Source organism: Pseudomonas sp. 2957 (assembly GCF_031456345.1).
Classification (GTDB): Bacteria; Pseudomonadota; Gammaproteobacteria; order Pseudomonadales; family Pseudomonadaceae; genus Aquipseudomonas; species Aquipseudomonas siliginis.
This window is the reverse complement of the sequence record NZ_JAVDUL010000005.1, coordinates 592913-605469: the sequence shown is the minus strand read 5'-3', so window position 1 is coordinate 605469 and position 12557 is coordinate 592913. Positions and strand designations below refer to the sequence as shown.

The 12557-nt window shown below is 62.0% G+C and carries 9 protein-coding genes and 1 tRNA gene; 8 read left to right on the top strand and 2 right to left on the bottom strand.

Annotated elements, in window-relative coordinates:
• The first annotated feature begins 11 nt into the window (after positions 1 to 11).
• The 4 genes from pgaA to pgaD are packed head-to-tail and all read left to right on the top strand — an operon-like array spanning position 12 to position 6377.
• Positions 12 to 2492, top strand: coding sequence for a poly-beta-1,6 N-acetyl-D-glucosamine export porin PgaA (gene pgaA, locus J2Y39_RS20910; protein ID WP_310219461.1), 2481 nt, complete (start codon positions 12 to 14; stop codon positions 2490 to 2492).
• A gap of 12 nt (positions 2493 to 2504) precedes the next feature.
• Positions 2505 to 4502: a poly-beta-1,6-N-acetyl-D-glucosamine N-deacetylase PgaB gene (gene pgaB / locus J2Y39_RS20905; protein WP_310219459.1), complete on the top strand. Its 1998-nt coding sequence runs from the start codon at positions 2505 to 2507 to the stop codon at positions 4500 to 4502.
• 1 nt (position 4503) lies between these two features.
• Complete coding sequence (pgaC, locus tag J2Y39_RS20900) at positions 4504 to 5859, top strand: poly-beta-1,6-N-acetyl-D-glucosamine synthase (protein WP_305381948.1); 1356 nt, start codon at positions 4504 to 4506, stop codon at positions 5857 to 5859.
• Positions 5856 to 6377, top strand: coding sequence for a poly-beta-1,6-N-acetyl-D-glucosamine biosynthesis protein PgaD (pgaD, locus tag J2Y39_RS20895; protein WP_310219458.1), 522 nt, complete (start codon positions 5856 to 5858; stop codon positions 6375 to 6377). Before pgaC ends, pgaD begins: the two co-directional genes overlap by 4 nt.
• A gap of 110 nt (positions 6378 to 6487) precedes the next feature.
• On the opposite strand, the gene J2Y39_RS20890 is transcribed toward pgaD, so the two are convergent.
• Positions 6488 to 8011: an FAD-dependent oxidoreductase gene (locus J2Y39_RS20890; protein WP_310219457.1), complete on the bottom strand. Its 1524-nt coding sequence runs from the start codon at positions 8009 to 8011 to the stop codon at positions 6488 to 6490.
• 139 nt (positions 8012 to 8150) lie between these two features.
• On the opposite strand from J2Y39_RS20890, the gene J2Y39_RS20885 reads away from it, so the two are divergent.
• Together J2Y39_RS20885 and J2Y39_RS20880 are read left to right on the top strand one after the other, a co-directional pair.
• A complete protein-coding gene (locus J2Y39_RS20885) occupies positions 8151 to 8711 on the top strand; it encodes a YbhB/YbcL family Raf kinase inhibitor-like protein (RefSeq protein WP_016772253.1) in 561 nt (186 codons plus the stop codon).
• Between the two features lie 46 nt (positions 8712 to 8757).
• Positions 8758 to 9027: a hypothetical protein gene (locus J2Y39_RS20880; protein ID WP_310219454.1), complete on the top strand. Its 270-nt coding sequence runs from the start codon at positions 8758 to 8760 to the stop codon at positions 9025 to 9027.
• Between the two features lie 77 nt (positions 9028 to 9104).
• On the opposite strand, the gene J2Y39_RS20875 is transcribed toward J2Y39_RS20880, so the two are convergent.
• Positions 9105 to 9181, bottom strand: a tRNA-Arg gene (locus tag J2Y39_RS20875).
• 433 nt (positions 9182 to 9614) lie between these two features.
• Here J2Y39_RS20875 and gabD point away from each other — a divergent pair.
• Together gabD and gabT are read left to right on the top strand one after the other, a co-directional pair.
• A complete protein-coding gene (gabD, locus tag J2Y39_RS20870) occupies positions 9615 to 11057 on the top strand; it encodes an NADP-dependent succinate-semialdehyde dehydrogenase (protein ID WP_024011131.1) in 1443 nt (480 codons plus the stop codon).
• Between the two features lie 185 nt (positions 11058 to 11242).
• Positions 11243 to 12520, top strand: a complete 1278-nt coding sequence (gene gabT, locus J2Y39_RS20865) for a 4-aminobutyrate--2-oxoglutarate transaminase (protein ID WP_003220503.1) — start codon at positions 11243 to 11245, stop codon at positions 12518 to 12520.
• Positions 12521 to 12557 lie beyond the last annotated feature (37 nt).

Genomic DNA, 12557 nt, shown 5'->3' with positions numbered 1-12557 from the left:
GATGCTGACAAATGCCGCGTATTGATGGCCCTGTATTACATCGTGGTTTACGCCCTTTGTTCCGATTCGCCCTGTGCAGCCAGTTGCTCTGGCCGCTGCTGGCGTTGGCCGACACACCCTACGACGAGATGGTGCGCGATGCCCGGGCCGGGCATTACACGCCTGCGTTGACCGTGCTGCGTCAGGTGCCGCCTGGCCAGGCCAGCGAAGGCCAGATCAGCGATCATCTGCAAATCGCCAGTTGGGCCGGGCTCGATGCCGAAGTGGTCAAGGTCTATGAAACCCAAGGCCGTGACCGCGTTCTGCCGGTGCAGGCGCTGACTGCCGTTGCGCGTGCCTATCGCAACCTCAAGCGCTGGGATCAGGCCACCCAGGTGTACAACAAGGCGCTGGTGCTGGAGCCGGACAACGCCGACCTGCAACTGGGTCTCGCGCTGACCCAGGCCGATTCCGGCAAACCCGATCAGGCCGTCACCCGCGCCCAGGCGCTGGTCGCCGCCAAACCCGACGATCCGTCACGCCGTCTCGCCTTGGGCTACGCACTCGGTCGAGCCGGCAAACAGTACGACGCACTCTTCGAATACGATCAGGCCTTCATCCGCGCCGGCAACAAGCCGGAAGTTGCCCGCGAGTACGTGGTCGCCCTGCAAAAGGCACGCCTGCCAGAACCGGCGCTGCGGCTGGCCAGTCAACGTCCAGGCCTGATTGATCCGGTGACCTTGCGCCGCCTGGAAGGCGATCTCGCCGCCGAACGCGTGCGCCTCGCCGAACTGGCCACCCGCAGCGAAAGGGAACGCTACGTCATCGCCGACCGCGCGCTGGCCGCTTACGACAAATTGCTCGCAACCTGGACCCCTGACGCCTCTGCTCACGATGACGTGACGCGCTGGCGCATCGACCGCATGGGCGCGCTCAAGGCGCGGGCGCGCACCGCCGACGTCATCAGCGAATATCAAAAGCTGCAAGCCGAGGGCGTGGAGATTCCGACCTATGCTTTGCGCTGGGTGGCAGCGTCTTATCTGGATCAGCGTGAGCCCGAGACTGCCACCGATCTGTATCGCCGGGTGCTTTCGGCGCCGGACGCCGATGTCGGTGATCGTCTTGAGGACAGCACTGCGCTGTACTACTCGCTGCTGGAAAGCGACCGCGCCGATGAAGCACGCAAGGTCGCCGAAGACGCAGCGAAAGCCCAGCGTCCGCGCGTCGAGCTCAAAGGTCTGCCCATCGGCAACCCCAACGACGAATGGATGGACGCCCAGCAACTCGCCGCCCAGGCCGGCACCTACGGTTCCGATCTTCCGCACGGCGAAGAGCGTTTGCAGACGCTGGTCGATCAGGCGCCGGGCAACCTTGGCTTGCGTCTGGCCCAGGCCGATCTTTACCTCGCCCGACAGTGGCCGCGCCGCGCGGAAAATCAGCTCAAGGAAACCGAGAGCATGGCGCCCCGCGATGCCGGCCTGGAAGTCGCTCAGGCGCGCACCGCGATGGAGTTGCAGGAGTGGCGGCAGAACGATGCGCTGGTCGACGATGTGGTCGCGCGTTATCCGGACAACCGCCAGGTGCAGCGTCTGGCTCGCGAACGGGAAGTGCATGACATGGCCGAACTGCGCGTCGAAGCCTACGGCGGCAAGGCCAACGGTGGCGGCAGCGGCGATGCCGGTGCGGTCAGCGGCAGCCGTGATTTCGGTATCCAGAGCACCCTTTACAGCCCACCGATCAATGAAGACTGGCGTGTCTTCGCCGGGGCCGGTTATGCCACCGGTGATTTCGCCGAAGGCACCGGCCACCATCGCTTCCAGCGTGTCGGCCTGGAACGGCGCACCCGTGACATGACCCTCGAAGCCGAGGTGTCGAATCACGATTACGGCTTCGGTGACAAACAAGGCGCACGCCTGGCGATAGCCCGCGACATCAACGATCACTGGCAGTACGGCGGCAGCCTCGAATACCTCTCGGCGGAAACGCCGCTGCGCGCGCTCAACAGCGACATCAAGGCCAATGGCGGCAGTGCGTTCCTGCGCTGGCGCGCCAACGAAAGCCGCGAGTGGCGCGTGTCGGTCAGCCCGTCGCACTTCAGTGATGGCAACAACCGCGTCGAAGCCTTGGTGACCGGGCGCGAGGGCATCTACACCGCGCCGAACATCCAGGTCGACGCCGGCCTGGAAGTCGGCACCAGCCACAACTCGAAATCCGACGACGTGCCCTACTTCAACCCGAAGTCGGACTTCAGCGTGATGCCGCTGGTCAACGTCAACCACGTGCTCTACCACCGTTACGAGACTTCCTGGAGCCAGCAATTCCAGGCCGGCGCGGGCACTTACAGTCAGCGCGACCACGGCACCGGCGGCATGGCGTTGCTCGGTTACGGCCAACGGTACGCCTGGAACGACGTGTTCGATGTGGGCGGCATGTTCAGTGTGATCAACCGGCCTTATGACGGTGATCGGGAAACTGATCTGCGTCTGCTTGTCGACCTCACTTTCCGCTTCTAGAAGAGTTTGAAGATGCCTTTTATCTCGCGTTTCATCCTTCTGCTGGGAGCGCTGCTGGTCAGCGCCTGCGCCCAGCAAGCCCCGGCCTTCGCGCCGCCCTCCGAGCGCCCGGTCGCGGCCAGTGAACAACCGTGGCCAAAAAACCACGTGCTCGGCATCGCCTACCACGATGTCGAAGACCGTGATCCTGATCAGGCCGTGGTGGCGGTGCGCACCGAGCGCATGATCGAGCAGCTCGCCTGGCTGCGCGAGAACGGCTACAAACCAGTGACCGTCGACCAGATCATGGCCGCACGCAAGGGCGGCCCGGAGCTGCCGGCGAGAGCGGTGCTGCTCAGTTTCGACGACGGTTACGCCAGCTTCTATACCCGCGTGCTGCCAGTGCTGCGCGCCTACAACTGGCCAGCCTTGCTGGCGCCGGTTGGCACCTGGATCGACACGCCGCTCAATCAACCGGTGGATTTCGCCGGCACACCGCGTAACCGTGACAACTTCCTGACCTGGCAGCAGATCCGCGAAATTTCCAGGTCCGGGTTGGTAGAGATCGCCGCTCACACCGATGCCAACCACAAAGGCATCCTTGGCAACCCGCAGGGCAACCTGCAGCCGGCCGCCGCGACCCGGCGTTATGACCCGGTGACCAAACGCTACGAATCCGAAGCCGATTTCCAGGCGCGCATTCGCACCGACGTGAAAAACATTTCCGAGAAGATCCGCAAGGCCACCGGTTACAAACCACGCGTCTGGGTCTGGCCGTACGGCACCGCCGACGGTACCTCGCTGACCGTGGTTGGCGAGGAGGGCTACGAAATGGCCCTGACCCTGGACGACGGCCTCGACACCCTCGATAACCTGATGAGCGGGCCGCGCTTTCTGGTCGCCTCCGATCCTGATGGCGAGCATTTCGCCAACAGCATCGTCTCGGTGCAGGCCGAAGCGCCGATGCGCGTGGTGCATGTCGACCTCGACAACGTCTACGACCCGGACCCGGCCCAGCAGGACATCAACCTCGGCAAACTGGTGCAGCGCATGGCTGACCTCGGTGCCAGCACGGTGTTCCTGCAAGCCTTCGCCGACCCCAAGGGCGATGGTCTGGTGCACTCGCTGTACTTCCCCAACCGTCACTTGCCGATGCGCGCCGACCTGTTCGACCGCGTCGCCTGGCAACTGCGCACCCGTGCCCACGTGAAGGTCTTTGCGTGGATGCCGGTGCTGAGTTTCGAACTGGATTCGAAGCTGCCGCGTGTAACCCGCTGGGACCCGAAAACCGCCATCACCTCGGTCGACCCGAAGCAGTACAAACGCCTGTCACCGTTCAATCCGGAAGTGCGCAAGATCATCGGTGAAATCTATGAAGATGTGGCGCGGCTGACCTCGGTCGACGGCATTCTCTACCACGACGATGCGGTGCTCTCGGATTTCGAGGACGCCAGCCCGGATGCCCTGAAGGCCTACGCCGCTCAAGGTCTGCCAGGTTCGATTGCCGCGCTGCGCGACGATCCGGCGGCGATGCAACGCTGGACGCGTTTCAAGAGCCGCTACCTGATCGACTTCACCAACGAACTGACCGCGAAAGTCCGTGCGATTCGCGGCCCGCAAGTGCTGACCGCACGCAACATCTTCGCCGAACCGATGCTCAATCCAGAGAGCGAAGCGTGGTTCGCCCAGAACCTCGATGACTTCCTCGCCACCTACGACTGGACGGCGCCGATGGCCATGCCGTTGATGGAAAAACAGACGCTGGCCGAGTCCGGCCCGTGGCTGGAAGAACTGGTCGCCACGGTGAAGAAACGTCCCGGCGCGCTCAACCGCACCGTGTTCGAATTGCAGGCGCGTGACTGGAACCAGAAGGATCAGGCCGATATCGACGCCGTGCATCTGGCGGACTGGATGGGCCGGCTCAAGCGTCAAGGCGCAACCAGCTTCGGTTACTACCCGGACAACTTTCTCGACAACCTGCCAGACCTGAAAACCGTAAGGCCTGCACTCTCCAACAAATGGAATCCATAACATGCTGGATAGACTGTTAGCCCTGCTTGTTCTGGCGATTGTCCTTGGCGTTCCGCTGGGGCTGATCTTCCTCGTGACCGGCCAGTTCCTGATGTCGTTCGTGTTCTTCTACCCACTGTTCATGTCCGGGTTATGGATCGCCGGCGGCCTGTATTTCTGGCTGCACTGGGAGCGCCACTGGCCATGGCAGGACGACACGCTGCCGCCACCGCTGGAAGGCGAGCCGCTGATTTCGATTCTGATTCCTTGCTACAACGAAGGCGATAACGCTGCCGATACCATTTACGCGGCGCTGGCCCAGCACTACCCGAACATCGAAGTGATCGCGATCAACGACGGCTCCAAGGACAACACCGCCGAAGTGCTCGATGCGCTGGCCAAGGAAGATCCGCGACTGCGGGTTCTGCATCTGGCGGAAAACCAGGGCAAGGCTGTAGCCCTGCGCATGGGCGCGATCGCTGCGCGCAGCGAGTATCTGGTGTGCATCGACGGCGACGCCTTGCTGGCCCCAAACACTGCGGCTTATCTGGTCGCGCCGATGCTGGATAACGCACGTCTTGGCGCAGTGACCGGCAACCCGCGCATCCGCACGCGTTCGACCTTGATCGGGCGGGTGCAGGTCGGCGAGTTCTCCTCGATCATCGGTCTGATCAAACGTACGCAACGGGTCTTCGGGCGCATCTTTACCGTCTCCGGGGTGATCGTCGCGTTCCGCCGCACCGCGCTGAACCGGGTCGGCTACTGGAGCCCGGACATGATCACCGAAGACATCGATATCAGCTGGAAGCTGCAACTCGATCACTGGAGCATCTTCTACGAACCGCGCGCGCTGTGCTGGATCCTCATGCCGGAAACCCTCGGCGGCCTGTGGAAGCAGCGTCTGCGCTGGGCTCAGGGTGGCGCCGAAGTGCTGTTCAAGAACATTCGCGGCATCTGGCAATACCGCCATCGCTACCTGTGGCCGCTGCTGTTCGAATACTGCCTGTCCACCGGTTGGGCGTTCACTTTCCTGCTGTCGGTGATTTTCTGGGGCATGGGCAAGTTCATGGTCATGCCCGACGCGATCGCCGTGGATCACCTGATGCCACCGGCCTTCACCGGTCTGTTGCTGGCGTTTGTCTGCCTGGTGCAGTTTGCCGTCAGCATCGTCATTGACCGGCGGTATGAGCCGGGTCTGGGCAAGACCATGTTCTGGGTGGTCTGGTATCCGTTGGTGTTCTGGCTCGTCAGTCTGCTGACCACCCTGGTCAGTTTCCCCAAAGTGTTGTTCAGCCAACACAAAAAACGCGCGCGCTGGGTCAGTCCTGATCGGGGCATTCGCCCGCTGGGCGACGACCAGGAGGAAGTCATCAAATGAAAATTATCCGCACTCGCCAGCGGCCCTTTCTGGTGGTGATCGACGTGATCCTCACCGTCCTGGCCTGGGTTGGCCTGCTGTTCCTGCTGGTACGCGGGTTATGGCCATTGATCGAAACCACCGGCGGCCCGCGCATCGATCATTCGGCATTCGACGCCTTGGGCACTTTGCAGGTTTACATGTGGGTGGCGCTCGTCAACGCGGTGATCCTGATCGGTTGGGCGCGTTACCAGCAACGCAAAAGCCGCAGCTTCGCCCAGCGCCGTTTGCCGTCACCGGTGATTGGCGATGAAGGTCTGAGCAAGAGTTTCAAGCTGTGCGACGAGCGTTTCCAGAAACTGCGCACACCGGGGGTGATGACCATTCATAACGATCAGGACGGCGACATCAGCCATGTGGAAACGCATTTCTGGCCGTTACAGCAGCAGGCCTTGCCCGCGCCGCCGGGGCAACAGCGGGTGATCTTTCTGCATGCCGATGGCGATGATCAACGCGAGCCGGTAAACCGGCTGACGTGACCTCCACTGTAGGAGCTGCCGAAGGCTGCGATCTTTTGATTTTGCTTATGTAAAAACAAGATCAAGAGATCGCAGCCTCGTTGCACTCGTCAGCTCCTACAGGACCGGTGTCAGGCCTGAATCAGCGTCCAGGCCTCCTTGATCCGCAGAGGTTGCTTCATCCGCTCGGCCAGCAGCGCCATCGCGCGTTGCTTGTCGCAGGCCACCGCCGCAACGACGATGCCGTCTTTTGCAAACAGGCCGATGAACGGCGGCTGTTCCGGCTCACCGCTGAACTCGACCTCGTCCCATTCTGCAGCGTGACCGAGATAGTCGTAGTTCTTGCCAAAGTGGTACGTCCAGAAGAATGGCACATCCAGATAATGTTCCTCGCCACCCAGCATGTTGGCGGCGGCAATCCGCGCGTGTTGCTGGGCCAGGCGCCAATGCTCGATGCGAGTTGGCTGGCCGCTCAGCGGGAACGTGGCGATATCGCCGATGGCCCATAAACCATCGCTCACGCGCATGCCGTCGTCGACACGCAACGATTGGTCTTCTTCCTTGGGCAATGATTCGAAAGGTGCAGTGGCCGGGTGAACGCCGACGCCGGCGAGAACCAGATCCGCTGCCAGGCGCAGACCGTTGTCGAGCAGCACGCCCTCGACCTTGTCCTCGCCAAGGATCTGCGTAGCCTCGTGTTCGCTGATGAACTTCACCCCGTGCTCTTCGTGCAGGGCGCGAATCGCCTTGCCCACGGCCTCGCCGAATTGTTTGGCAAACGGGACTGAGTGGCGTGCCAGCACGGTAACGTCGAGGCCGTACTCGCGCAGGGCTGACGCGCATTCGAGAGCAATAAAACTGTCGCCGATGATCACCGCGCGCTGGCCCGGTTGAGCTGCGTTGATGATCTGGTCAGCCTGGGCTTTCGACCGCAGGACGAAAACGTTCGCCAGCCCGGCGCCAGGCAGCTTCAACGGATTGGGCGCGCCACCGGTGGCGAGTACAGCGGCGTCGTATTGCAGGATGCCGCCGTTGTTCAAATGCAGTGTTTTGCCTGGGGCGTCGAGTGAAGTCACTTCGCCTTGCACACGTTCAATCCGTTGCGCTTGATAGAACGCCTCATCGCGCAGCGGCGGCACTTCTTTCGGCGACATCTCCCCGGCGAGAACAAATTTGCTCAACACCGTGCGGTCGTAGCCGGCATCCGGTTCGCCATCGACCAGCACGATGCGTCCGCCGAAACCCTTCTCCCGTAGCGCCGCTGCGCAAGCCGTACCCGCCGCCCCGGCGCCGACCACCACGAACGTTCTTGGGTCGTCAGCGGGCGGGGTGTGCGGATCGGGCAACGGCTGGTCATCGACCCACACTTCATCGCCGCGCAACTCCAGCGGATAGCGCTTGAGACTGTCCAGCGATGGCGGCTCGCACAGGCCGCCGTCCTCGGCGCGGTAGGCGGCTTTGTGCCAGGGGCAGATCAACCTGCCGTGACACAACGCCCCCTCGGCCAACGGTGCGCCGGCATGTGGACACAGGCCCTGAAAAGCCCGCAACTCGCCGTTGGCACGCAGCAGGACGATCTTGCAGTCGCCGATTTCGACTTGCAGGCCACGGTCTTGCGGGACATCGGCGAAACGGGCGACTCGGTGCAGGGACATTTTCGGCTTCCTCGCAGGCATTTCTCTTGTGAGTTGGCGGCGCCGCGCGAGGTTCAGCCATTTGCTACTGCCAAGGCACGAACGGTACGGCTATAGTTTGCGGGCCGACGACGGCCTCACTGCACAAGGTGCTCCCGGAATGACCCGATTGACCTCTCTCAACCCATGGCTGGCGGCCATCGCCGTGACCCTTTGCGTGCAGTTCCCGGCGCAGGCCCAGGAGCGCTTCACCCTGAGCATCCCCGGCGTGTCGGATAACCGTCTGTTCACCTCGGCAGCGGCAAGTGACGCACCCGGCTGCGGCGGCAAGAACCAGTCGCCAGCGTTGAGCTGGAACGCCGGCCCGGCCGGTACCCAGAGCTACGCCATCGTCATGCACGACCCGGATGGCCAGAAAGGCTTGGGCGTCGATCACTGGATTCACTACGGCATCAAACCCACCACCCACCAGATCGCGGCCGGCGTCGGTGCCAAATCCGCCCTCGAAGGCGTCGGCGGCACCAACAGCAAAGGCAACACCCACTACATGGGTCCGTGCCCGCCAGTGGGCGACAGCGCGCACCACTACATCATCCAGATCTACGCCCTCGACCTCGCCCCGGACGCCCTGCCTGCCGGCCTGACCCGCGCCGAGCTGATGGAAAAAATCAAAGGCCATGTGCTGCGCAACAGCAGCGCGGTGCGGCGTTATCACCGCTGAGGTTCGGCCGCTCACGGGCGGCTGACTGCCCTGATTCCCCAGCCATTTGGCATTGCCCCGCGAAAACGCGCACTATCAAGCCATTGCCAATGCGCTGGAGGACACCGTGGCAGCAAAAATCGACCGCATCGCCCAGCTACTCAACTGCCCGGAAAAGGGCGAACAAATGCGGCGTGCAGTAACCGAGACACGTAAGGAGTTTCTGCTGAATCAGCCGGAAGAAGACCTCGTTGAAGAAGACGAGGTATTTGACGAGGCTGAGGAGGAGGGGGATGACGACGATGAATATTACGAGTTTGACTGGACGACGGAGTGACGGCGTTCCAGCGATCTTGCCATCGCCCACAAAAAAGCCCCGGACCATCACAGTCCGGGGCTTTCTCGTTTGATTCATGGTGCACCAGGCGGGATTCGAACCCACGACCCCTGCCTTCGGAGGGCAGTACTCTATCCAGCTGAGCTACTGGTGCAGCGGGCGACATCATACCTAGGTCGGCTCGGGGCGTCCATGCCGGGTTTGGCGGGTTTTGTCAGTGTGCGTGTCGGCGCAAAATCGCTGCATTCCTTAAAGCGGTAACGTCCTGCAAAACCCTCGCTTGGCGCTTCGTCGGGGTTGATCTAAGGTTTTTCCTGCGGCATGGGTATTGTGTGCGTTGATCTGAAAAGCGGCATTTTTGTTCTTTTTTTCGAACGACCTATTGTCCTTTACCCCCTTTGAACCTACGATCCGTTTGAGATTTCAAACGCTCTTTGGCGGGATGTTGCAGCGCAGGTGCGCCCGGTCGTGCACTGTTGATGCGCCACAATCCGCTCACTGATTTCCCTGACGGCAGCCTTGCGAGGCGCCTTTCTACAATCATAATTTGCTCCGCGCAGGCCGCGGTGCTGTTAAGGAAAGCCGACATGCAGCTTAAAGACACCCAGTTGTTCCGCCAGCAAGCCTTCATCGATGGCGCTTGGGTCGATGCCGACAACGGTCAGACGATCAAGGTCAACAACCCGGCAACCGGCGAAATCCTCGGCACCGTGCCGAAGATGGGCGCCGCTGAAACCCGCCGTGCCATCGAGGCCGCCGACAAGGCGCTGCCGGCCTGGCGTGCACTGACCGCCAAAGAGCGTGCCGGCAAACTGCGTCGCTGGTTCGAACTGATGATCGAGAACCAGGACGACCTCGCGCGCCTGATGACCCTCGAGCAGGGCAAGCCGCTGGCCGAAGCCAAGGGCGAAATCGTTTACGCCGCATCGTTCATCGAGTGGTTCGCCGAGGAAGCCAAACGCATCTACGGTGACGTGATTCCGGGTCATCAGCCGGACAAGCGCCTGATCGTGATCAAGCAGCCGATCGGCGTTACTGCTGCGATCACTCCGTGGAACTTCCCGGCAGCAATGATCACTCGCAAGGCCGGCCCGGCGCTGGCCGCTGGTTGCACCATGGTGCTCAAGCCGGCATCGCAAACTCCGTTTTCCGCTTTCGCCCTGGCCGAACTGGCTCAGCGCGCGGGCATTCCTGCGGGCGTGTTCAGCGTGGTCTCCGGCAGCGCTGGCGACATCGGCAGCGAGCTGACCAGCAACCCGATCGTGCGCAAACTGTCCTTCACCGGCTCGACCGAAATCGGTCGCCAGTTGATGGCCGAATGCGCCAAGGACATCAAGAAAGTCTCGCTGGAACTGGGCGGCAACGCGCCGTTCATCGTGTTCGACGACGCCGATCTGGATAAGGCCGTCGAAGGCGCGATCATTTCCAAGTACCGCAACAATGGCCAGACCTGCGTCTGCGCCAACCGTCTGTACATTCAGGACGCGGTCTACGATGCGTTCGCCGAGAAGCTGAAAGTGGCTGTGGCCAAACTGAAGATCGGCAACGGTCTGGAAGACGGCACCACCACCGGCCCGCTGATCGACGAAAAAGCCGTGGCCAAGGTTCAGGAACACATCGCTGACGCCGTAAGCAAAGGCGCCACCGTACTGGCGGGCGGCAAGGCGATGGAAGGCAATTTCTTCGAGCCCACCATCCTGACCAACGTGCCGAAAAACGCGGCCGTGGCCAAGGAAGAAACCTTCGGTCCGCTGGCGCCGCTGTTCCGCTTCAAAGACGAAGCCGAAGTGATCGCCATGTCCAACGACACCGAATTCGGTCTGGCTTCTTACTTCTACGCTCGTGACCTCGGCCGTGTGTTCCGTGTCGCCGAAGCGCTGGAGTACGGCATGGTCGGCGTCAACACCGGGCTGATCTCCAACGAAGTCGCGCCATTCGGCGGCATCAAGGCTTCGGGCCTGGGCCGTGAAGGCTCCAAGTACGGCATCGAAGATTACCTGGAAATCAAATACCTCTGCCTGGGCATCTAAGCCGGGAAAGAGATCGCTGCAAACGCAAAGGGCACGAGAGCGCTGTCCCTTTGCGTCGTTTCAAACAGGAATTTTCTCTGCGGCCAGGAACGCCGTGGCAGTCGATCATCGCATGCTGCCACCGCCGATTTCTCCCGCTTTATCCTTGAACCACGCCGCCCGATGAGCGGCGAATGAGGACTGTAATGAGCAAGACTAACGCTGAACTGATGGCCCGTCGTACCGCAGCTGTTCCACGTGGTGTTGGCCAGATTCACCCGATCTTCGCCGAGTCGGCAAAGAACGCCACCGTGACCGACGTTGAAGGTCGCGAGTTCATCGACTTCGCTGGCGGTATCGCTGTACTGAACACCGGCCACGTGCACCCGAAAATCATCGCCGCCGTGACCGAACAGCTGAACAAGCTGACCCACACCTGCTTCCAGGTACTGGCCTACGAGCCGTACGTTGAGCTGTGCGAAAAAATCAACGCCAAGGTGCCGGGTGATTTCGCCAAGAAAACCCTGCTGGTCACCACCGGTTCCGAAGCGGTGGAAAACGCCGTGAAGATCGCCCGTGCCGCCACTGGCCGCGCTGGCGTGATCGCTTTCACCGGCGCTTACCACGGTCGCACCATGATGACCCTCGGCCTGACCGGTAAAGTCGTGCCGTACTCGGCCGGCATGGGCCTGATGCCAGGCGGCATCTTCCGCGCGCTGTACCCGAACGAACTGCACGGTGTGAGCATCGACGATTCGATCGCTTCCATCGAACGCATCTTCAAGAACGACGCCGAGCCGAAAGACATCGCTGCAATCATCATCGAGCCGGTGCAGGGCGAAGGTGGTTTCTACGTCGCGCCGAAGGAATTCATGAAGCGTCTGCGCGCTTTGTGCGACCAGCACGGCATCCTGCTGATCGCTGACGAAGTGCAGACCGGCGCTGGCCGTACCGGCACCTTCTTCGCTATGGAACAGATGGGCGTTGCCGCCGATCTGACCACCTTCGCCAAGTCCATCGCTGGCGGCTTCCCGCTGGCCGGCGTGTGCGGCAAAGCCGAATATATGGACGCCATCGCTCCGGGTGGTCTGGGCGGCACCTACGCCGGTAGCCCGATCGCTTGCGCCGCTGCACTGGCAGTGATGGAAGTGTTTGAAGAAGAGCAACTGCTGGACCGTTGCAAGGCTGTCGGTGAGCGTCTGGTCACTGGCCTGAAGGCCATTCAGGCCAAGTACCCGGTGATCGGTGAAGTGCGTGCGCTGGGCGCGATGATCGCGGTCGAGCTGTTCGAAAACGGCGACAGCCACAAGCCGAACCCGACTGCCGTGGCTGCCGTGGTGGCCAAGGCGCGTGACAAGGGCCTGATCCTGCTGTCCTGCGGCACTTACGGTAACGTGCTGCGCGTGCTGGTTCCGCTGACGTCGCCCGATGAGCAACTGGACAAAGGTCTGGCGATCATCGAAGAGTGCTTCTCTGAGCTCTGATCCGTTGGTGTGACTTGCTCGACAAAAACCCGCTTCG

Coding starts and splice junctions, on each gene's coding strand:
- pgaA (WP_310219461.1), top strand. CDS start 12: ATGCCGCGTATTGATGGCCCTGTATTACATCGTGGTTTACGCCCTTTG.
- pgaB (WP_310219459.1), top strand. CDS start 2,505: ATGCCTTTTATCTCGCGTTTCATCCTTCTGCTGGGAGCGCTGCTGGTC.
- pgaC (WP_305381948.1), top strand. CDS start 4,504: ATGCTGGATAGACTGTTAGCCCTGCTTGTTCTGGCGATTGTCCTTGGC.
- pgaD (WP_310219458.1), top strand. CDS start 5,856: ATGAAAATTATCCGCACTCGCCAGCGGCCCTTTCTGGTGGTGATCGAC.
- J2Y39_RS20890 (WP_310219457.1), bottom strand. CDS start 8,011: ATGTCCCTGCACCGAGTCGCCCGTTTCGCCGATGTCCCGCAAGACCGT.
- J2Y39_RS20885 (WP_016772253.1), top strand. CDS start 8,151: ATGACCCGATTGACCTCTCTCAACCCATGGCTGGCGGCCATCGCCGTG.
- gabD (WP_024011131.1), top strand. CDS start 9,615: ATGCAGCTTAAAGACACCCAGTTGTTCCGCCAGCAAGCCTTCATCGAT.
- gabT (WP_003220503.1), top strand. CDS start 11,243: ATGAGCAAGACTAACGCTGAACTGATGGCCCGTCGTACCGCAGCTGTT.